Source organism: Acidaminobacter sp. JC074 (assembly GCF_022496765.1).
GTDB lineage: Bacteria > Bacillota > Clostridia > Peptostreptococcales > Acidaminobacteraceae > JABXKX01.
On record NZ_VANV01000016.1, the window covers coordinates 113569 to 136469 of the forward strand.

At 35.5% G+C, this 22901-nt stretch carries 20 protein-coding genes and 2 other annotated features; of the genes, 17 read left to right on the top strand and 3 right to left on the bottom strand.

Annotation, left to right across the window (positions count from 1 at the left end):
- Positions 1-4: 4 nt before the first annotated feature.
- The 10 genes from EZV73_RS18405 to EZV73_RS18450 all read left to right on the top strand — a co-directional run bounded on the left by EZV73_RS18405 (position 5) and on the right by EZV73_RS18450 (position 13433).
- A complete protein-coding gene (locus EZV73_RS18405) occupies positions 5-271 on the top strand; it encodes an HPr family phosphocarrier protein (protein ID WP_240841866.1) in 267 nt (88 codons plus the stop codon).
- Complete coding sequence (gene ptsP / locus EZV73_RS18410) at positions 271-1944, top strand: phosphoenolpyruvate--protein phosphotransferase (RefSeq protein ID WP_240841867.1); 1674 nt, start codon at positions 271-273, stop codon at positions 1942-1944. Before EZV73_RS18405 ends, ptsP begins: the two co-directional genes overlap by 1 nt.
- Before the next feature lie 178 nt (positions 1945-2122).
- Positions 2123-2362: a binding site (T-box leader), on the top strand.
- A gap of 44 nt (positions 2363-2406) precedes the next feature.
- Positions 2407-4176 carry an alanine--tRNA ligase gene (locus EZV73_RS18415; RefSeq protein WP_240841868.1) on the top strand — a complete coding sequence of 590 codons (1770 nt, stop codon included), beginning with the start codon at positions 2407-2409 and terminating at the stop codon, positions 4174-4176.
- Between the two features lie 75 nt (positions 4177-4251).
- Positions 4252-4465 (top strand) — a binding site (T-box leader).
- Positions 4466-4510: 45 nt separating this feature from the next.
- Positions 4511-6433, top strand: coding sequence for a threonine--tRNA ligase (gene thrS / locus EZV73_RS18420; protein WP_240841869.1), 1923 nt, complete (start codon positions 4511-4513; stop codon positions 6431-6433).
- A complete protein-coding gene (gene thrS, locus EZV73_RS18425) occupies positions 6426-8375 on the top strand; it encodes a threonine--tRNA ligase (RefSeq protein ID WP_240841870.1) in 1950 nt (649 codons plus the stop codon). Before thrS (EZV73_RS18420) ends, thrS (EZV73_RS18425) begins: the two co-directional genes overlap by 8 nt.
- A gap of 204 nt (positions 8376-8579) precedes the next feature.
- A complete protein-coding gene (locus EZV73_RS18430; RefSeq protein WP_240841871.1) occupies positions 8580-11054 on the top strand; it encodes a Lon protease family protein in 2475 nt (824 codons plus the stop codon).
- Positions 11055-11146: 92 nt separating this feature from the next.
- Entirely contained in the window at positions 11147-11491 is a 345-nt protein-coding gene (locus EZV73_RS18435; RefSeq protein ID WP_240841872.1) for a hypothetical protein, read from the top strand.
- A gap of 101 nt (positions 11492-11592) precedes the next feature.
- Entirely contained in the window at positions 11593-12318 is a 726-nt protein-coding gene (locus tag EZV73_RS18440) for a methyl-accepting chemotaxis protein (RefSeq protein ID WP_240841873.1), read from the top strand.
- Positions 12319-12432: 114 nt separating this feature from the next.
- Positions 12433-13215, top strand: a complete 783-nt coding sequence (locus EZV73_RS18445; RefSeq protein ID WP_240841874.1) for a flavodoxin family protein — start codon at positions 12433-12435, stop codon at positions 13213-13215.
- 56 nt (positions 13216-13271) lie between these two features.
- Positions 13272-13433: a hypothetical protein gene (locus tag EZV73_RS18450; protein WP_240841875.1), complete on the top strand. Its 162-nt coding sequence runs from the start codon at positions 13272-13274 to the stop codon at positions 13431-13433.
- Between the two features lie 12 nt (positions 13434-13445).
- On the opposite strand, the gene EZV73_RS18455 is transcribed toward EZV73_RS18450, so the two are convergent.
- Entirely contained in the window at positions 13446-13826 is a 381-nt protein-coding gene (locus EZV73_RS18455) for a hypothetical protein (protein WP_240841876.1), read from the bottom strand.
- 139 nt (positions 13827-13965) lie between these two features.
- Between EZV73_RS18455 and EZV73_RS18460 the strand changes: the two genes are divergently transcribed.
- The 7 genes from EZV73_RS18460 (at position 13966) to EZV73_RS18490 (ending at position 21016) form a co-directional block, all read left to right on the top strand.
- Entirely contained in the window at positions 13966-14445 is a 480-nt protein-coding gene (locus tag EZV73_RS18460) for a helix-turn-helix domain-containing protein (RefSeq protein ID WP_240841877.1), read from the top strand.
- A 132-nt stretch (positions 14446-14577) separates the two neighbouring features.
- The gene (locus tag EZV73_RS18465; protein WP_240841878.1) at positions 14578-14808 is read left to right on the top strand and encodes a hypothetical protein; all 231 of its coding nucleotides are present in this window, start codon (positions 14578-14580) and stop codon (positions 14806-14808) included.
- A gap of 116 nt (positions 14809-14924) precedes the next feature.
- Complete coding sequence (locus tag EZV73_RS18470; RefSeq protein ID WP_240841879.1) at positions 14925-16100, top strand: GGDEF domain-containing protein; 1176 nt, start codon at positions 14925-14927, stop codon at positions 16098-16100.
- Positions 16093-16971 (top strand): NAD(P)-dependent oxidoreductase, encoded by an 879-nt coding sequence (locus EZV73_RS18475; protein ID WP_240841880.1) that lies wholly within the window; start codon positions 16093-16095, stop codon positions 16969-16971. Before EZV73_RS18470 ends, EZV73_RS18475 begins: the two co-directional genes overlap by 8 nt.
- Before the next feature lie 116 nt (positions 16972-17087).
- Positions 17088-17978, top strand: a complete 891-nt coding sequence (locus EZV73_RS18480; RefSeq protein WP_240841881.1) for an AraC family transcriptional regulator — start codon at positions 17088-17090, stop codon at positions 17976-17978.
- 156 nt (positions 17979-18134) lie between these two features.
- On the top strand, positions 18135-19448 hold the full coding sequence (locus EZV73_RS18485) for a hypothetical protein (RefSeq protein WP_240841882.1): 1314 nt from the start codon (positions 18135-18137) through the stop codon (positions 19446-19448).
- A gap of 14 nt (positions 19449-19462) precedes the next feature.
- Positions 19463-21016 (top strand): glycoside hydrolase family 43 protein, encoded by a 1554-nt coding sequence (locus EZV73_RS18490; RefSeq protein ID WP_240841883.1) that lies wholly within the window; start codon positions 19463-19465, stop codon positions 21014-21016.
- A gap of 93 nt (positions 21017-21109) precedes the next feature.
- Here EZV73_RS18490 and EZV73_RS18495 read toward each other — a convergent pair whose 3' ends face one another.
- Positions 21110-22060, bottom strand: coding sequence for a tRNA-dihydrouridine synthase (locus tag EZV73_RS18495; RefSeq protein ID WP_240841884.1), 951 nt, complete (start codon positions 22058-22060; stop codon positions 21110-21112).
- Positions 22061-22126: 66 nt separating this feature from the next.
- The gene (locus tag EZV73_RS18500; RefSeq protein WP_240841885.1) at positions 22127-22804 is read right to left on the bottom strand and encodes an HAD family hydrolase; all 678 of its coding nucleotides are present in this window, start codon (positions 22802-22804) and stop codon (positions 22127-22129) included.
- Positions 22805-22901: the final 97 nt, after the last annotated feature.

The window sequence follows — 22901 nt, forward strand, 5'->3', positions numbered from 1 at the left end:
GTGTATGGTTCAGGAAAGATTAACAGTGGTCAATGAAACTGGTTTACACGCTAGACCAGCAAGTGAGTTAGTAAAAGCGGCAACAGGATTTGTTTCAACTATAAAGATTCTAACAAAGGAAAGGCAGGCGGATGCCAAGAGTATCATCAATGTTTTAAGTCTAGGATTAAGAAAAGATGATGAAATTACTTTAGAAGTTGAAGGCATTGATGAAGCAGATGCTATGAGTCATATTAAGGCCTTGTTCTTATCTGGCTTTGGTGATGCATAATGAGCGGATCTATTGTTTCTAGAGGTATAGCTATTGGTAGAGTGATGCGTATTGAACCTTATAAACCTGTTGGCCTTATAAAAACAGAGGACACAGAAGGTGCAAAGTCATTGCTTTTAAAGAGTATGACTCAAACTTCAGAAGAGTTGAATGCGTTGGTGGATAAAACAAGAGAAAATGTCGGTGACCATGAAGCTGCTATTTTTGAAGCGCATCTTATGATATTATCAGATCCGACATTACTGCCGCAGATCGAAAGTATCATTGAACATGATTCTCTATCTGCAGCTTCAGCTGTCGAAAGTGTGCTTTCTAGTATGGAAGACATGTTTAAAAATCTGGACTCGGACTATATGAAAGAGAGAGCTTTAGATATATACGACATCAAAAAAAGATGGGTTAAAAACATATTATCACCGACTGATAATAATATAAGCTTGTCTAGTGGTGTTATCTTAGTGGCAGAGGAGTTAACTCCTTCTGATACACTAGAACTGGATATGTCAAAGGTAGAAGGGTTACTGATGGAAAAAGGTGGTCTGACATCACATACAGCTATCTTGGCACAATCCATGGATATCCCTGCTATGGTAGGCTGCGGTTCATTAGAAAATTTGACACAAAACACGATGCTTATTCTTGATGCTAGGCAAGGTGAAATCATCCTTGATTTTGATGATAAGATACTATCAGACTATCAAAAGCTCAAGGAAGAAGAAGCTAAGGAAAAAGAAGCTTTAAAACGTTTTGTAGATGTAAAAGGGCAAACCAAAGATGGAAAAAGAGTAGAAATTGCTTCAAATATTGCAGGCATCGATGATATAAAGGGTGTCCATGAAAACGGTGGAGAAGGTGTTGGTTTATTTAGGACAGAGTTTGTATACATGAACAGAAGTTCAGCACCTACTGAAGAGGAACAATTTAAAATCTATAAGAAAATTGTTGAGGGATTAAAGGGCAAGCCTATCATCTTTAGAACAATGGATATAGGTGGCGACAAAGAAGTACCTTATTTAAATATGCCTGCTGAACCAAATCCTTTCTTGGGATTTAGAGCTGTTCGTTATTGCTTACAAGATAAAAACTTATTTAAAGCACAGATTAGAGCAATATTAAGGGCATCTGCATATGGTAGTATTAAAATTATGTTTCCTATGATAGGATCCATCAGGCAATTTCTAGATGCAAAAGCTTTGGTAGAGACTTGTAAAAACGAGTTAAAATCAGAGGGCATAAAAATAAATGATGTTCCACTAGGTATTATGATAGAAATTCCTTCTGCAGCAATCTTATCAGAAGAGTTTGCAAAATATGTGGATTTCTTTTCTATTGGGACAAACGACTTGACCCAGTATACTTTGGCAGTTGATAGGCAAAATGAATCGGTTAGTGAGCTTTATGATTATTTTGATCCAGCAGTCTTGAGCTTGATACAACATGTCATAAAAGTAGCTAACAAAACTAAAACTTGGGTTGGAATGTGTGGTTCAGCCGCAGGTGATCCTTTGATGATACCTTTACTGGTTTCATGGGGGATTGATGAAATATCAATGGCTTCTTCTCAGATACTAAAGGCTAAGCAAATTGTCAGTGAAATGACCTTAAAGCCTATAGAGATGGAGCAAATAATGGCATGTTATGATGCTAAAGCAGTTAGAGCTCTTTTTACTTAGTTTGAGTGCAGTCTTAAAATTTGTATGATGCTTAATTAGTGAAGTTGAAGATATAAGAAAAAATATGACAGATGAAGACATAAAAAATATGACAGATGAAGACATAAAAAATATGACAAATGAAGACATAAAAAATGTTGACAGAAGATTTATCAAGTGATATTATCGGTATTAACATTTAAAGGCAATGAAGAGAAGTAGTAAATATATATCGTGTCATAGAGAGAAGATGGTTGGTGAAAATCTTTACATTGAGTATATTGAAGCAGTCTCAGAGCTGTGAACCGAAATGATAGTAGGCTTCAACGGAAATCCCCCGTTATCTTAGGATAGTGTATCGGCAGTAGGCCCGTACATAGTGAGTGCAGAGTTTATCTCTGAATTTAGGTGGTACCACGGATATCAATTCGCCCTAAGCAATTTTTGCTTAGGGTTTTTTATTTTTAAGAAAGGAAGAAAGCGATGAAATCAAATGAACTAAGACAAATGCATTTAAAATTCTATCAAGAAAGGAGACATCAGTTAGCAGCAGCAGCTTCACTTATTCCAGAAAATGATGGAAGTGTTCTTTATGTTTCAGCTGGTATGCAGCCGCTGATTCCATACCTGAAAGGTAAAAAACACCCTCAAGGGAAAAGACTGACCAATATTCAGAGATGTATAAGAACGGATGATATTGATGAAGTCGGAGACGATTATCATTTGACCATGTTTGAAATGATGGGCAACTGGTCTCTCGGAGATTATTTTAAAGAAGAGGCAATTAAGATGAGTTTTGATTTTCTGACAGGTCATATAGGTATTGAACCTTGTCGCTTGGCTGTGACTGTCTATAAGGGGAATGATCAGGTGCCGGCAGATCTAGAAGCTGTAAAAACATGGCAGTCACTTGGATTAAAGGACAGTCAGATTTTTTATTATGGGGATGATGAAAACTGGTGGGGACCAGTAGGAGAAACCGGACCTTGTGGTCCGGATTCAGAGATGTTCTATATAAATGATTTAGAGGATTGTTGTACTTCATGTGGACCGGCTTGTGACTGTGGCAAATATGTGGAAATCGGCAACAATGTCTTTATGACCTATAACAAGTTAGAAGATGGATCCTTGGTTGAATTAGACCAAAAGAACATCGATGTCGGTCTGGGATTTGAAAGGCTATTGATTATAAAAAATAATCTAGAAAATGTATATGAAACAGACCTTTTTATGCCGACTATTAAAGTTCTAGAAGATCTTAGTGGTCTTGTTTATGATACTTCCAATCAAAAGTATTTCAGAGTGATTGCTGAACATATGAGAGCATCGGTCTTTATACTGTCTGATCCAAGTGGTATCAAACCTACTAACTCTGAACAAGGTTATATACTCAGAAGACTTATTAGAAGAACCATCAGGATGTGTTTCAAATTAGGACTTCATGAAAATATATTGAAAGACTTGGCAGGTCTTATAATTGACCAGTACAAGGCGGTATATGATCAATTAGAAGTTAATAAGGCTTATACCCTCGATCAACTAGACATGGAATATAAGAAGTTCAGTGTCAGTTTAGAAAGTGGTCTCAAGTATGTTCATAAGTATTTGAACAAACTAAATGACCATGAGGTACTCAGTGGAAAGGATGCTTTTAAACTTTATGATACTTATGGTTTTCCGCTTGAATTGACTGTAGAAGTGGCAAATGAGTATGGCAAGTCAGTTGATGTAAACCAGTTTGAAAGGTGTTTTAAAGAACATCAAGGAAAATCGAGATCAGGCTCTGTTAATAAGTTTAAAGGGGGATTAAGTGATCATGATGACATGTCCATTAAGCTTCATACAGCGACTCATCTTTTAAACGCTGCATTAAGAAAAGTTTTAGGTGATTCAGTATATCAAAGAGGCAGCCACATAAATAGTGAGCGTTTAAGATTCGACTTTTCTTTTGATAGAAAAATGACTAGAGAGGAAATAGATGAAGTTGAAGGCCTTGTAAATGAAGTTATTTCAAATGATCTTGATGTCACCTATGATGAGATGTCTTTAGACCAGGCAAGAAAATTAGGTGCTATTGGTGTATTTGAATCGAAGTATGATGATAAGGTGAAAGTATATAGAATGGGTGATTTCTCATTAGAAATATGCGGTGGTCCTCATGTTGAAAACACATCAGAACTAGGCCGATTTAAAATTGTTAAAGAGCAATCGTCTTCATCTGGTGTTAGAAGAATTAAGGCGGTCCTAGAATAATCAGATGCAAAGCTTTCTTATATTTGTCCGTCTATGCTTGACAATTCATCTCAAAGTGTTAAAATAAATTTAATATAGAAAGCGTTGAAGGAAAGAGTAATCTAGTGGCTGCTTTAAGAGAGGTTCTGATGGTGGAAAAGAACCAGTAAGTCTAGATGAAAACTAATCCGGAGCATTTGACTGAGTAGATGGAAAGGTCAACGTTTAAGCACGATATAGCTGTTATCTTTCGATAATTGAGTGTTCATTCAATTAGGGTGGAACCGCGTGATATAATCTCGTCCCTTGCTATAGGGAGGAGATTTTTTTGTATAAAATTTAACAGGAGGAAAGAATGATCAAGATCACATTAAAAGATGGTTCGATTAAAGAAGTTGAATCTGGAAAAACAATATTTGATGTTGCAAAATCAATTAGTGGAAGACTGGCAAAAGAAGCCGTTGCTGGTGTGGTAAATGGTACGACCGTTGATTTGTCTTATGTATTAGATGAAGATGTAGATCTTAACATTCTTACCATTAATGATGAGGAAGGTATAGACATCTTTAGACATACCAGTGCTCACGTGATGGCCATGGCAGTTCAAAACCTGTTTACTGGTACAAAACTGGCGATAGGTCCACCTATAGAAAATGGATTTTACTATGATTTTGATACAGACCATGTTTTTGTACCAGAAGACCTAGAAAAAATAGAAGAAGAAATGAAACGCATCATAAAGGAAGATTTAAAACCTGAAAGGTTTACACTTCCTAGGGACCAAGCCCTTAAGTTTGTTGCTGACCTAGAAGCAGACTACAAGGTTGAGCTTATCAATGACTTACCTGAAGATGCAGAACTTTCATTTTACAAACATGGTGAATTTGTAGATTTATGTGCAGGGCCACATTTGCCTGGTTTAAAGCAAATTAAGGCTTTTAAGCTTTTATCTATTGCAGGTGCCTACTGGCGTGGTGATGCAGATAAGAAAATGCTGCAGAGAATTTACGCAACTTCTTTTCCAAAAGCTTCTCAGCTTGAAGCACATCTTCATAGGTTGGAAGAAGCTAAAAAGCGTGACCATAGAAAACTGGGCAAGGAGCTGAAATTGTTCAGCCTAATGGAGCAAGGTCCAGGCTTCCCATTTTTCTTACCAAAAGGCATGGTTGTTAAAAACAAACTCTTGGAATACTGGAGAGAAGTTCATGATGAGGCTGGTTATGTAGAAATTGAAACACCTATGATTCTTAATAGGGATTTATGGGAAACTTCTGGCCACTGGTATCACTATTCAGAGAACATGTACTCTTTGAAGATTGATGAAGAAGACTATGCCATCAAACCTATGAACTGTCCAGGCGGTATGCTGGTCTATAAAACAGAACTGCGTTCTTATAGGGACTTTCCTATGAGAGTCGGTGAGCTTGGAAAGGTTCATCGTCATGAACTGTCTGGTGCTTTACATGGATTAATGAGAGTGAGAGCCTTTACTCAAGATGATGCCCACATTTTTATGTTGCCATCACAGATTAAAGATGAAATCAAAGAAGTGTGTCGTGTTATTGATTCTGTATATGAGACATTTGGATTTAAGTACCATGTGGAATTATCTACACGTCCAGAAAAATCAATTGGTAGTGAGGAGCAGTGGGAACATGCTGAGAAGGCCTTACAGGAAGCCTTAGAGGAAATGAACTTAGATTATAAGTTAAATCCTGGTGATGGTGCCTTTTACGGCCCTAAGATAGACTTCCACCTAGAAGACTGCATCGGTAGAACATGGCAATGCGGCACCATTCAACTGGACATGCAGCTACCAGAAAGATTTGATTTAACATATATCGGTGAAGATGGAGAAAAGCATAGACCGGTAGTTATTCACAGGGTTGCATTTGGTTCTATAGAAAGGTTCTTAGGTATTTTAATAGAACACTTTGCTGGTAAGTTTCCAACATGGTTGTCACCTGTACAGGTTAAGCTGATTACAGTGGCAGATAGACATGAAATGTATGCTAAGAACATTAAGTCTACTTTAGAGTCATATGACATTAGAGTGGAATTAGATAATAGACATGAATCTGTAGGTTATAAGATTCGTGAAGCCAGACTAGAAAGAAATCCATATATGCTGGTGATTGGTGATAAAGAACTTGAAGAGAGAAATATCGCCGTAAGATCAAGAGATGAAGGTGAACTTGGTAGTATGTCTTTAGAAGACTTTACTGAAAGATTGCTTGATGAGATAGTATTAAAGAAGATAGGAGAAAAGAATGATTAAGATTACTTTAAAAGATGGATCTGTTAGAGACGTCGAAAAAGGTTCGTCGGTATTTGATGTTGCAAAGGCAATATCAGGCAGACTGGCTAAAGAAGCTGTTGTAGGTGAAGTAAATGGTGAGTTGGTTGATTTGTCATTTGAGTTAAATGAAGATGTGGACTTAAACATCTTAAAGTTTGATGATGAAAAAGGTAGAGATACTTTTAGACACTCAACTGCACATATTATGGCTAGAGCGGTAAAGAACTTATACCCAAACACTAAGCTTGCAATTGGTCCATCTATTGAAAATGGTTTTTACTATGACTTTGAAGTAGAAAAGAACTTCACACCAGAAGATTTAGAAAAAATCGAAAAAGAAATGAAAAACATTATCTCTGCTAAAGAGAAGTTCGAAAGATTTGAATTACCAAGACAAGAAGCATTAGACCTTGTTAAAAAAATGAAAGAAGACTATAAAGAAGAGCTGATTAATGATCTTCCTGAAGATGCTATCATCTCATTCTACAGACATGGTGATTTTGTTGACTTATGTGCAGGTCCTCATGTTCATGAGATTAAGTTTATCAAAGCCTTTAAGCTGTTAAGTGCAACAGGTGCTTACTGGAGAGGTGATGAAAACAATAAGATGCTTCAAAGAATCTATGGTACTTGTTTCCCGAAAGCAAATATGTTAGAAACTCACTTAGCTAAGTTAGAAGATGCTAAGAAGAGAGATCATAATAAACTAGGTAGAGAGCTACAGATTTTCAATACAAATGAAAATATCGGTCAAGGCTTACCACTTTTATTACCAAAGGGTGCTAAGATCGTTCAAATTCTTCAAAGATTTGTTGAAGATGAAGAAGAGAGACGTGGCTATGAGTTAACTAAAACACCTTTAATGGCTAAGTCTGATTTATATAAGATTTCAGGTCACTGGCAATTGTACAAAGATGGTATGTTTGTATTAGGTGATGAAGAAGTAGATAAGGAAGTATTTGGTCTTAGACCGATGACTTGTCCATTCCAAATCATGGTTTACAAGAACACTCAAAAGTCATACAGAGACTTACCAAAGCGTTACAATGAGACTTCTACTTTGTTCAGAAACGAATCATCTGGTGAAATGCATGGTCTTATCAGAGTTAGACAATTTACTATTTCTGAAGGTCACTTAATGGTAACACCAGAGCAGTTAGAAGACGAGTTCAAAGGTGTTGTATCATTAATCAACTACTTTATGGACACATTAGGTATTCATGAAGATATCACTTACCAATTCTCAAAGTGGGATCCTAACAAGTCTGAAAAGTACATCGGTACTCCAGAACAATGGGAATCAGCTCAAGATCAAATGAGAACAATCTTAGACCACTTAGAAATTGATTATGTGGAAGCTGAAGGTGAAGCGGCATTTTATGGTCCTAAGCTTGATATTCAGTTTAAGAACGTACATGGTAAAGAAGATACAATTATTACTGTACAAATTGACTTTGCATTGGCTGAGAAGTTTGATATGACATACATTGATTCGAATGGTGAAAAGAAGCATCCTTATATTATCCATAGAACTTCAATTGGTTGTTATGAAAGAACTTTAGCTATGTTAATTGAGAAGTATGCAGGTAAGTTCCCAGCTTGGTTAGCACCAGTTCAAGTGAAAATGTTACCAATTGCTGATAGACATCTAGACTACACTTATGAACTTAAAAAAGAGTTTGAAAAGCATGGTATCAGAGTAGAGATTGATGCTAGACTTGAATCAGTAGGTTATAAAATCAGAGAAGCAAGACTTGAAAGAAACCCATACATGCTTGTTATTGGTGACAATGAAGTTGAGCAAAAGAATATTTCTGTTAGATCTAGAGATAAGGGTGAGTTAGGCGCAATGAGCGTTGAAGACTTTATCAAAGACCTAGTAGAAGAGATTGAAACTAAGGCAATCTTGTTACAAGATTAATTATAAAAGATTCATCCCCAGTGGATGAGTCTTTTATTTTTTTGTCCTGTAAACGATGGCTATTAGAAGATGGTCAACCATTATTTTCTTACAGGATGACAATTAAAATTTAATAAATGTTATTTCTTTATAAAATCTTATATTTTATTTGTTTTAAATCTGAAACTTGGGTATAGAGTAAATATAGATGAGAAGGAGGATGTTATGGAAAAATATCGTTTACACGCAGATCAACTAACATGCAAAATACCAATTGAAGAACTCAGATTCGAAACAACAGAAGACTTGACTCCATTATATGAAATGATCGGTCAGGAAAGAGCTGCTAAAGCGATGGAATTCGGATTGAATATCAAGCAAAGAGGTTACAATATCTATGTTGCTGGTGGATGGGGTACTGGTAGAAACACCTATGTGCGTTACATTACCAATAAGAAAATATTAGAAACAGATGCTCCAGACGACTGGATTTATGTTAACAACTTTAAGAATCCTAGAACGCCTATAGCGATTTCGATGAAGAATGGTCAGGGTAAGAAGTTCCAAAAATCTATGTCTAGAACCATTGAGTTTATACAAAATGAAATTGCTGAAGCATTTATCAGCAAGGAGTATGAAAATACCAAAGCTATATTACGTCAAGAGTATTCTCAAAAGAATGCAGCAATCATTGATGAGTTAAATGTTATAGGTAGAAAATATAACTTTGCCTTTACTCAAACAGAAAGAGGTCTTGTGAGTATACCTCTTAAGGACAATAAGCCTATGAGTGAAGAAGAGTATAGAAAAATTTCAGAAGCTGAGTATGAGGAACTTTCTAGAAACTCAAATAAACTGACTTTAGAAACGGTAGATTTATTCAACCAGTTAAGATCAGAAGAAGAAATATACCTTAATAAACTAGACGATCTTGATGCAAAAATGGGTCGTAAGATTGTTGAGTTCCACTTTGGAAACCTGTCAAAGAAATACAATGACAATGAGGCAATTAAGAATTACTTGGTTTCAGTGATTGATGATATTGTTGAAAACATTGATGAGTTTAAAGAAGAAGAGCCAAGTCAAGAGAAAAATCCACTTGCTATGTTACAACAACAAGCTGCAAGAAAAGAAGATTTCTTTATCAGATATGGTGTTAACCTATTTGTAGATAATAGTGAACGTGATTCTGCACCAGTTGAATTTGAAATCAACCCAACATTCTACAACTTGATTGGTAATATTGAGTATAAGAATGATTATGGTGCTTGGAAAACGGACTTTACTCAGATTAAACCTGGTGCACTACATCTTGCAAATGGTGGTTATTTGATCATTCAAACAAGAGACTTATTAACAGCTCCATATGCTTGGAAGGGGCTAAAGCGTGCCTTGATCAACAAGGAAGTAAATATTGAGAACATAGGCAAGCAGACCGGTGTCAATGCAGCTCAAACCTTAAGACCACAACCGATTCCTTTAGATGTTAAAGTGATTATAGTAGGTGACTTCTATACTTACAATATGCTGTTTAACTATGATGAGGAGTTTAGAAAGCTCTTTAAAGTCTTAGTTGACTTTGATGATGTTGTTGAAAGAAATAGAGAGTCCATTGTAAAAATGGCAAGACTGATTGCATCTTATGCTGAAAAGAGTAACATTAAGTATTTTGATAAGTTTGCAGTTGCTGAGATTGTTAACTATACAACGCGACTTGCTGACAATAAAGACAAGTTATCAGCTCATCTGAATGTCATTGTAGACTTAATCTATGAAGCAGATTCTTGGGCAAGCATTTATGGAGACGATGTGGTTGGAAAAGACCATGTTATGAAGGCTTTAGAGGAGCAGAAGAATCGGATGAATAGATTTGAAAGAAAGCTTCTTGAAAACTTTGAAGATGGTACTTACCTACTAGACGTTGAAGGCGCTAAAGTTGGTGAAATCAATGGTCTAGCAGTATTAGGTACTGGTATTCAATCTTTTGGTAAGCCAAGTAAAATCACTGTATCAACCTATAGAGGTAAGGCAGGACTTATCAATATTGAAAGAGAAGCCAACCAGTCAGGACCAAGCCATGACAAGGGTGTTATGATTCTAAATGGTTACATGGGTTATAAATATGCTCAAGACAAACCATTGACACTTTCTGCATCCATTGTATTTGAACAGCTTTACTCTGGTGTGGATGGTGACTCAGCATCGAGTACAGAACTTTATGCTATTCTTTCAAGTTTATCAGGTGTACCAATTGATCAGTCTTTGGCAGTCACTGGCTCTGTTAACCAACGTGGTGAAATTCAACCAATCGGTGGTGTGAATGAGAAAATTGAAGGCTTCTATGAAGTTTGTAAACTTAAAGGCTTAACAGGCAAACAAGGTGTTATTATTCCTCATCAAAATGTAAAGAACTTAATGTTAAGAGGAGAGGTCGTACAGGCTGTTGAGGACGGCAAGTTCCATATCTATGCCATTGACCATATTGATCAGGGTATTGAACTACTTATGAAGACACCAGCTGGTGAAAAGCAGAAGAATGGTAAGTTCAAGCGTGGTACAATTCACTACTTGGTTGATAAGAAGTTGGCTGAGCTTGCAACACCAATTATGAAGCGTGCGACTGATGGTAAGGACCAAAGAAAGAAAAAGACAACTAAGGATGAAAAGAAACCAGAAGAAAAGAAAGTAGAAGATAAATAGAAAATTGCCGAGATGATTTCATCTCGGTTTTCTTATGATTTTTTTATGATGAAAGTGGGTATCAATATGGTTAGTTTAAGAATGGAGAGAAAATGAGAAAAATGAATTCAATAATTACATATACAATCATAGGTACCTTGTTTGGCATTTGCTTTCCTATTGGAGCATGGATACTCGATTTAATCATTCGTGATTTACCTTTATCGTTTGCTTCAATCAGTCAACTGCATGCAGAAAACCCACTTCATTATATGATTGATTCAGCACCGATTTTTTTAGGCCTCTTTGCTATGTTTGGAGGTGTCAATCAGAACAAGGCTAGAAAAGCCAATAAAGAACTTGAACATACACTTGATTCTTTGAATAAAGAGCTGAAAAAAATACCAAGCTCTACAAGCATGCCAAAGATCAACATGAGAATCTTGATGAGATTATAAAAGCCGTACGCCATACTAATGATGTACTTTCTGACAACAAAGAAGTCCTAAACAATACCATGATACAAATAGGCAATTATGAAGACGAATTGGAGTCTTTGATGGCTGGGTGTGACACAGACTTTCAGTATGTCCATAAAGAGTTTGAAAAGTTAATAGATGAAACCAATCGTGATACAGAGGATTTAAAAGAAATATTAGACCAGACCATACAGGTTGCAGATTTTTTAGCTGTCCAAGGTCAACTAAACAATCAAGTGACAGAAACTCTTCATAGCAATGGTAGTGGTTTGAAGACCTTGAGTGTTCAAATTGATGATGCTGTTAACCTGATAGGGTCTATAAAAGATATTTCAGATCAAGTGAATTTATTAAGTTTGAATGCAGCCATAGAAGCGTCAAGGGCTGGTGAAGCGGGTAGAGGTTTTGCTGTTGTAGCTGACGAGATTAAGAAATTGTCAGAAGAAACAGCAGATGCAACTAAAAACATTGAAATAATCATCAACACTTTGACAGCAAGCATCTCTTCAATAGGTGCTAGCATGAACAGTTTAGAAACAAAGACCATGTTGTCTATAGAAAAAGGCCTAGAGTTGACCAAGGCCTTTAATGATTCAAAGGAGAGTATAAATGGTTTAGTGGTGAGTTTTGATGGCAATACCAAACAGATTCATCATCTATCAGAAAGAGTAAATGTCCTAAATCTTCATCTAAAGTCAACTAGGAAACTTTCTGTAGAGATTAGAGACAGGCTTTCAGACAGTCAGATTGCTCTAAAAAAGAACAATCATGAACTTTCAAACCTAAATGAAATAGTTCATTCGTAAAAGTTAGATTGACATCTCTGGTTAATGCTGGGGATGTTTTGCTTAAATCGGATAAAACGGACTTGTTATTATGTTTTTTCAGGCGTAGAATAAATTTGGATGTAAGGAGAGATTATGAAGAAAATTCTTGTGTTATCAGGCAGTCCTAGGAAGAATGGACATACAATGAAGTTTGTGAATGAGATAGAATCGAATATGAATCAGTTTGATTTTGAATACTTACATGTCTACGACTTAGACATCAAGCCTTGTATTGGGTGTAAGGCATGTATTAAAAAGGATGAGATGGCCTGTCCCTTCAAGTCAGATGATGTCTTACCTATTCTAGAAAAATTAGAAAGAGCGGATGGTCTTATATTTACAAGTCCAACTTATTCAAGAACAGTATCAGGACAGTTAAAGAACTTTATAGATAGGACTAATTTTTCATTACATAGACCAAGACTTATAAACATACCTATGATAGCTGTTTCTACAACAGATATTCTTATGGCAGATAAGGTGGCCAGCTATTTAGGTGTTATTGGATCGAGTATGGGGGCAAATGTCATAGGTGGTTTAGGTGTAAAAATAGGAAAATACCATAATGATTCAAACTATAAAGCTAAAGTTGAAAAAACAGTTCCTAAGATGAGTCATGATTTTATGATGGCTGTAGAAAATCCTAATAGGAAGCCATCAATGAAGCAGCTTTTAAGGTTTACTTTATGGAAAACAAGAGCAGTCATTGGAAAAGATATTTCACCAAATGATTATCAATACTGGCATGACAAGGGATGGATTGAAAAAGATTTTTTCACAGATGTATCCATTCCGTTTCCAAAGAAGTTAGTGGTGAAAATAGCCTCTAAAAGATTAAGTAAACTGATTCAGACAGGTATCCTTTATAAAGATTGACAAGCAAGGCATATCCTATTATGATTTTATTTGACTATACTTATAAGGAGATTAAAATGGATTGTACATATTATAAATGTAAGACGTGTGGCTTTGTTCACCAGGTACCTGCCTATTGGAGTGGTTTTGCCCCAGAAGAGGAGATTGAAATGCTTCATGTAAACTTAGAGACAAAAGATGCATGTGAAGATACCGTTCTTCATATAATAAAAGAGTAGAACCGTTAAGTTCTACTGAATCATAAGTCTATTGATAAGATTTTCTATATAGAGTAAAAATGTATCTTCGCAGAAAATATGGTGATCATTATTAAGATAGAGCTTTTTAACTTTCTCTAAGATATAATCTGATAACTGATACTTGAGCTTAGTTATATCACTTTCATGAGATGTCATGTAGAAGAAAATAAAGTTGATAACTTCTTTCGAACGGATGACTTGATAAAAAGCATATGAGTCCACAACTGTATTATCAAATGTGTGGTCGAAGTGATTCACTTCTCTTTCAATTTTATGATAGAGGCCCTTTGACTGCTTAAAGTCGAATAAACTTAAAACCTCAATCGGTAGATCAATCGTCACGTTTGCTTGTAAGTTTTCTTTAATTGTCATAATATCACTTCCTTTCTGTCTTTAGCATAGCATCTGTTCTGGAGAGATGATTAGGACATATGTCATAATTATAAAAATTTATTGTACTTTACGACCTTGTTTAATATAATGGTATTGGAAAATGACTTATGGGGGACAAATGAAAAAGCAAAATATTTATAGAGAAGCTAGAGAAAAATACAATCAAGAACATGATAAAGGCTTAAATAGAGAAGAGGCTGCTGAACTTTTGCATATAAGTGTCGCATCACTTGGACGTTATGAAAATGATGAAAGTGAACCGACTTCTGATGTTGTTTTCAATATGTCGAAGATCTATGAAAACCCAGATTTAAGACGCATGTATTGTTCTGAATGTTGTCAAATTGGTCAGGAAGACCATCATTATAGTGAACCAAAAACCTTGTTTGAATCCGGTTATGGTCTCATCAATGCCAATAAGATTTTAGATGTTTTCAAGAATGAACTCTTCGATATTCTATCAGATGGTGTTGTAGATGAAAACGAGATTGTGAAGTTAAGAGATATGATACCTCAAATCAAGACAGTACAGAAACTTTTAAGTGATATTGAGATTGAAATAGAAAAACATTCACTTAAACATGATATAAACGATTAACACAAAAGCGATATTTCTAATTGAATTCTCTCATTCTTGAGGATTCAGGATTAGGAATGTCGCTTTTTTGAAATTCAAAGAATTCCCTTACCATACTATAATTAAAGTATAAAAAGGATGAGGGGGGATCATATGTTGTATATAGGTATTTTTATAATCGCAGCAATCGTAGGTATTTTGGTTTTAATGGGTTACAATATGCCGGCTAGTAAAAGTGAATCGACTCATTTAAAAATGGGAACTTTAATAGCAGTTGGAAGCTTTATTATTTTAATCGCATTGGTCATGATCATCAATCAGTTAACAGGTGGCTTAGTGACGACAGGTGCAATTGGCGATTTACTACAATTGACTTTAATCTAGTCTGTTACCTTCGGGTTTTATATAAATTTTGAATCTTTCTAGTGAAAGGGCCGTCTATGACGGCTCTTTTGCTTAGTATCACACTATTTGGGTAAATATAGTGATAGGAGATCATTATGTTTAAAGAACTGTTTTTCTTAGATAGTAAATCTATGATTGGTATTCTCATATGGATGAATATCTCATTAAGTTTAATTACATGGGGATATCATATAAAAAGAGAAGTAATTGTTGATAAACAAGTACTGGCTCTGTTTTCTTATGCCAAGTTTTTTCAAGGACTGGCTTGGTTCTTGATGTTCGAAAGAGCCTTTTTAAGCATGATCTTAAGCAGGTATCTTGCCAATAGTTTGTTGTTTATAGGCTTTTTTATAGAAACAATTGTCATGTTTAAGGTTGTAAGAGAACTAAGTAGGAAGAATATACTGATCCAAACTGGTTTACTGATCATCGCTTTAGCAGTCTTTAATTTTATGCCAAGGGAAATTGATAGTTCCATTTATGTTGTTGTCGCTTCAGCTATTACTTTAGCCATTTTTGTATATCCGACAACAGTTTATAGCTTTAGAAAGAATCAAACGGCTTTTGTTAGATTTATAGGTGTCTCTTATTTGATGTTTTGCATTGTTATGGTCTTGAGAATGACTACCTCTTATTTTAGTCAGACTCATTTGTTCTCTATAAATCTAGTACAACATCTTTCATTTATCTTACTAATCCTTTTGGCTACAATCAGTGGTCCAGGGTTTTTGCTGATTCAAAAGGAACAGACGGACTTACAGTTAAAGAATCTAGCCAATTTAGATGATTTAACAAAAATCAGCAACAGAAGGTATTTTATGAACCGGGCAGATCAAATGATTGCAGAACATGCTAGATACAATCAAGTCTTGTCACTTGTATTTATTGATATTGATAATTTTAAACAGGTCAATGATGTTTATGGTCATCATTTTGGTGATGAAGTCTTAAAACATCTTGCTGGTATTTTAAAAGGCAATATAAGAGGGGATGATTTAGCCTGTCGTTACGGTGGTGAAGAATTTGTTATTATGCTGAGTGACACGGATTTAGATGGTGCAATTGCTGTTGTCAATCATATAAGAGACCATATTAGGAAGGAAAGATTGTCAATTGAGGATTTTTCGTATACCATTAGTGTGGGTATTCATTCACAGATACCTGATGAAAATGAATTGTATTCAATGATCAAAAAAAGCGATGAGGCCATGTATAAGGCAAAACAAGCCGGCAAGAATCGCTATGTCGTATTTAAGGAGTCTTATGATTAATAAAATTGTTTCGGTAGATTATACCGGTATGGTCGATGGTGTTAAAGAAGCTTTGTCTAAGCTTGCAAAAGAAGTTGTTTACTATGATGATTATCCAAGAGATGAAGAGGAGATTATCAGTAGAATAAAAGATGCAGAAGTCATCTTGGTCTCGTGGAATACCAAGATAACTAAGAAGATGATAGATGCATGTAGTCATCTTAAATATGTTGGTATGTGCTGTAGCCTGATAGATGAGTCTAGTGCCAATGTAGATATTAAGGCTTGTAGAGAAAGAAATATTCCAGTCCTAGGCGTAAGGGATTATGGCGATGAAGGTGTTGCAGAGTTTATCATTTCAGAGTTGATTAGGCTGACACATGGCTTCGGTGATCATATGTGGAAAGAGGGCGTTCATGAAATCACCAAACAAAAGTTAGGCATCATCGGTATGGGTGCTACAGGCATTATGGTAGCAGAACGTGCAAAATCATTTGGTATGGAAGTCTATTATTACAGTAGGTCTAAAAAAGATGTTCCGTATACTTACTTACCTTTAAATGACTTACTAGAAGAAGTTGATATCTTATCAACTCATTTACCAAGGCATACACAAGTATTGAACAAAGGTGACTTCAAGAAATTTGGTAATGGCAAGATTTTTATAAACACCTCTTTAGGTCCTACCTATGACGTAGAAGATTTTAAAGAGTGGTTGTCTCATGAAAATAACTTTTCAATTATGGATTATGAGGCAATGGGCATTTATAGAGATGAGTTTGTGAAACTAGACAGATTGATCTATAGCAACAAGGTTTCAGGATGGACAGAGCAAGCAAAAGAAAGATTGTCTTGGAAGGTATTAGAAAACTTAAAATCTGTATTCAATTAAAGATGTTATGAAACATCTTTTTTGATTACCTATGGCTCATAGTCTGATAAAATGATATATTTAACTTGATATCAATTTGTCTTTATGTATTATTGTTGATTAAGGAGCAAGAAAATATGGGAAAGATGACAGTTCTGAATGATGAGATGATTCATGTAAATGATGAACGAGATTTACATTTTGAAGTCCATCATCTTGAGGGGAAAAGAACAATTTCTGAAGTTCAACATGTTCATTACAATCTTGAAGTGTCATACGTCAAAGCTGGTAGGGGTAGATATTATATTGGTGATAAAGTATATAACTTTAAGAAAGGTGATATATTTGTTATCAATAATAGAGAAGAACACGGTATTGAACTAGATGACGGCGTTACTATGGAGAATCTTGTTGTTCACTTTGTACCTAGATTTATATGGAGTGATTCTGATGATTTTAATGACAGGTATTTAAAGATCTTTTTCGAAAGACCAGAAAACTTTTCTCATCAAATATCAGGTAGTGATGTTCTAGTTGAAAATATGAGGCATATATTTGCTGAGCTTGAGGAGGAGTTTAAGGAAAAAAGAGCAGAGTACAAACTGATGGCAAAAGTAAAACTACTTAATATTTTAGTTTTGATGTTAAGACATTATGATTACCCTCAAAAGGATTATCATTTAAATAGTAATAGACAAGAAGCAAGAATCATTAATGATATCATAGATTTTATAGATATAAATTATCATAAAAATATCAAGTTAAGTGATATGGCTGATATAGCTCATATGAACTCTACTTATTTTTCTTCTTTCTTTAAAAAATATAATGGTATTTCACCTATAGAATACTTGGTTAGAAAAAGAATTACATCAGCTAAAGTTCTCTTGAAGAACACCAATAAAACCATCTTGGATATTGCAGGGTCCTGTGGTTTCAATACTTCTGCAAACTTTAATAAGATGTTTAAGAAGGTGACAGATATGACGCCTTCTGAGTACAGAAAATCATTTAGAGATCTTAAGTAAGTTAAAATTAGAAGAACATGTTTTATGCAAAATACTCTTAGCAGGGTATTTTTTTTGCAAAAATTAGTTTCATCTTGTCTTAAGATAGTTTAAGACAAAGTAGTTTTCAATCTATATAATTTACCTGTAGGAAATAATAAAAGAGTGGGAGGAAACATGAAAAAACTTATTTATATTTTATTGATACTGACTCTTTCAGTTTCATTTGTAGCGTGTGGCAACAGTGTAGAAGCTGTAGAAGATACGGAAAATGAGGTTGTGAAAGGATCTATTACTGTACAAGCAGAAACTGCTTGGATTCCATATTATGAAGCGGCTATTGAAAGAGTGAAGGCTAAATACCCAGAAGCGGACATTAGCATTATGGAGGCAGGCGTATTTGATCATCTAGGTGTTTTAGATTCAACGGACCCTTCGAACCCTGATGTTGCAGATGTATTTGCTCTTGGTTTAGACAATGTAAAAAAATATGAGAAATCTGCCGTTGTTACTGCAATCGATGCAAAGAGAATTGTTGATGAACTTGGTGGATACGACGACTTTGATGGTATGTTTGCAAATATGTTAAAAGTTGAAGATGCCTATTATGCAATGCCTTACAACATTGAAACACTTGTTGTATTTGCAAATAAAGCTAATGCTCAAGCACATGGTATTGATTTGGAAAAGACTTATGCCTTTGAGGATTTAGAAGCTGAGGATTTACTTGCAGTTGCTCATAATGCATGGTTCGGTTTGCCATTTACAAATGCAGTGGGTATTGATTTATTAGCGAAAGATGACCAGGGCGTTTTACACTCAGATCTAACTAAGGATTTTAATCAGCTTACAGATGAACAACAAGCTATGTTTGTTTCTCTGTTTGATTACTGGCAAAAACATGACGCCTTAGGAACAGACCTTTGGGATAAAGAAGCCGCTTATGGTTATCTAGATTCTTCTATTGTTACAGGTGGCAACACAACTTTTAGAATTGATGGTCCTTGGTCGACACCTTCATTAGTAGAAAAAACTGATGGTGGCAGTGATTTGGCTGTTTTACCAATTAATACTATCACAGTCAGTGGCAATCCTATGGCACACTGGAAAGGTGGATGGTCTTTAGCTGCAAACATCCGTATTGAAGAGGATAAGAATAAAATGTTAATTGCTGAAGAGTTAATTAAAGAACTTTTGAATCCAGCATATGCAGTTGACTTATTCCAGACAACAGGAAAAATCTTACCAAATGTAGATGCTTCTGTGTATAATGCTTCTGATTTAGGTGATATTGATAAAGCAGTTATTACAGCTGTTATAGACTCGTACAATGTTTCTGCTGATAATCCGGTTATCAAGGAATGGGATAACGTATGGGGATCTTGGGAAAATGCTATTTTATCATGGTCTGCGATTAAGCCTGCGAGTGTAGAAGAAGCTTACAGTGAAATTCAGGCATCATTCAAAGCGATGATGGCAACATTTCAATAATTGATAGAGGTAGAATGAAAAATAAAGAAACTTACACAAATCCAATCATACCAGGATTTTATCCTGACCCTTCCATATGTAGGGTCGGTGAAGATTATTATTTGGTAAACTCATCATTTGAGTATTTTCCAGCCATACCAGTATGGCACAGTAAGGATTTGGTCAACTGGACTCAGATTTGTAATGCCATTGATCGTGAAGAACAAAACTTGAAGCTTCATGACGTGGCACCGTCTGGTGGTGTACAAGCATGTACCATTAGACATCATAATGGCATATTCTACATCACATCAACATGTGTTGGTAAAGAATGGCCTAGACCGGATTACAACTTCCTTATTACAGCCACAAACCCAGCGGGGCCATGGTCTGAGGTCAAATACTTAAAGGATGCACCCGGTATTGATTCCTCATTATTCTTTGATGATGATGGCAGAGCTTACTTTCTAGCCAACAGAGAAAAAGAAGATGCTGTTTTTATTGGTGATACAGAAATATGGATCCAGGAGTTTGATTTAGATACATTAGACTTAAAAGGACCGAGATATGGACTTTGGGATGGTTGTGGTGGCATACATCCGGAAGGGCCTCACATTTACAAAAGAAATGGTTATTATTATCTACTGATTGCAGAAGGTGGTACAGGTTACGATCATGCAGTAACGCTTGCTAAGTCAAACCATGTATTAGGTCCTTATGAATCAGCTATTAGAAATCCAATTTTGACTCATAGACACTTGGGTTTTGAGTTTCCAATACAAAGCACAGGTCATGCTGATCTTGTAGAGACGCAAAATGGTGATTGGTATATGGTTTGTCTTGCAACAAGACCCAAGGCCATAGAGAATGAAAACAAAGCTGAGTTTGCCAATTTAGGTAGAGAAACTTTTTTGATACCCGTGGAGTGGCAAGACGATGATAGTCCTATTGTTAGCCCAATGACAGGCAAGATAGAAGAGGTTTATCCTTTTCCTAAACTAGAAAGGGTAGAAGCTTTGGAAACGACTCAGAACATGCTTTTAAATACCATAAGACAAGAAGAACAGGCATTTTATTGTAAAAAGGATGCTGGTTACAGACTGTCTATGCAAGAAGCCAAATTGTTTGAAGACTTACCAGTAAGTTTTTTAGGTAGAAGGCAGACCGAGTGGCAGTTTAGTGCTGATACAGAATTTACTTTCAACTTAAATGAGGGAGAATCAGCTGGCATAGCACTCTTCTATAGCTACATGGCTAATATCAGTTTTTCTATTTATAATGAAAAAGGTAAGCAAAAGCTTATCTTGGAAAAAGCTTATAAAGGAGCTGTTTCAATTATCAGTGAAATATTTGTAAGTGGTTCAGATTTTAAACTGAGAGTTGATGGCAATAACTTCCTATATAAATTCTATATAAGCATTGATGAAAAAGACTATGAAGAAGTTGCTTCTGTTGAGGATGGTTGGTTCTTGTCATCTGGAGCTGCCGGTGGACATACGGGTACTTATGTAGGCATGTATGTTTCATCAAATGGTAAGACATCTAAGAACTTTGTGGACTTTAAAAGGTTCAATTATTGTGGTCATTAGGAAATTTTCCGCCCGATAATTTCTTAATCATAGTATGACTGGTTTTCCAGTTATACTTTTTTTGTATAAAAAATCCTGAGTTTTTACTCAGGATTAACCATGCCAGACTTTATCTTGACTAAATATTTGATGCACAACTTGTAAATAATCTGCTTCAGTTCTGACTTTTTTTAGTTTCTTTGTTAACTTACCATCTGGATCTGTATTCACTAGAAGGTATGTCCAGAATTCCTTCATTTTATCACAAAGGTGTTTGTCTCCAGATAAAATCTGTTTGAAATCATTAAATACAGAATCGTGGAAGTGTTGAATCATCTTTACTTTTTCATCATCACTGATGGTATGACCTTTAATGGCTGCTGGCAAGAAGGGATCTCGAAGTGCACCTCTGCCTAACATAAACTGATCAATATCAGGAAATCTCTTTTGGATTCTATTAAAGTCATCTACTGTAAAGATGTCTCCGTTATAAGTCATGGTATGTTTACATGTTTTGTACAGGGCTTCAAAGGCATCTAGATCAACTGTGCCTTCGTACTTCTGGATACCGGTTCTACCATGAATCATCACACCTTTTAAAGGGTACTTGTTAAGTACATCCATGACTTCAAAGCCTTCATCTAAGTCCTCATAGCCAAGACGCATCTTAACTGTGATGTCATAATCACCTTTACAGGCTTCATCAAGCACTTTATCAACCATATCTGCATAAGGCAAGATGCCTGAGCCTTTTTTCTTTCTAGCAACAGTTGCATAGGGGCATCCTATGTTCCAGTTGATTTCTCTGTAACCCAGTTGGGTGATGAGCTCTGCATAGTATTTAAAATCTTCGCCATTGTTACCGAGTAACTGTGGCACCACCTCTATGTCATCTCTGTTGTTTTCAAGCATAATATCTTTAAAAACTGATTTTCCGATTCTTCTGACACTTGAGGTTGATATAAATGGTGCGTAATAAACATCAATACCACCAAATAATTCTTTGTACATGTTTCTATAAAATGCATTGGTCATACCCTGAATAGGGGCTAAATATAGTTTCATCTTATCTCCAATCTAAAATAACATGTACTATTCTACCATAATGGTATCCATAAAAAAAGAGCATGTTTATGCTAGCACACTCTTCTGGTCTCTCATTCTCTCATGATTTATTTTTTTGATGATATGAAAAATCTCGAATGGTCTGTGAATCATGTAATCTGGTGATAATCGTCTTTTCTCTAAATCACTTAAGCTTGTCCAGTCTACCAAACAAGCTAGAACACCAGCAGCTTTAGCAGCTCTCATGTCACTTGACGAATCTCCAACATAGAGGATTTCATCTGGACGAAGGTCAAACATCTTTAAGATGTTTAAAATACCTTCTGGATCGGGTTTGGGTCTTTTAACATTATCTGAAGTAATCAAATGAGTAAAGTACTTGCCATAAGCTAGATGACTAAGGCCTTGTTTAAGTGGCTGACTGGAGTTGTTGGTGACAATCCCCATTTTAATTTTTTCGTGTTTTAAGATTTCAAGTAGCTCTCTTATACCTATAAATCCAGTTGCATAGGCATCATGATGTGAAGTGTACCATCTTTTGAAATCTATGACAGCTTGACTGGCATTGTCACCTGCAATGTAAGCCATTTGTTCAGATAAGTGTTTGCCATTAAGGTTTGAAAGTTCAAGTTCTGATAATTTTCTTTTTAAGTATTTTTGTGAAAACTTGTTTAAACCAATTTTAATCAACTGGTTGGTATTGATGAGCGTCCCATCAAAATCGAATATAACTGCTTTTATCATTGTTGCCTCCTTTTCTTCACTATAAGGCTTTTTTGTTGAATGGACTTAAATTTTGTGTTAAATCTTGGTGAATAAAAGATATAATAGAGATAAGAAG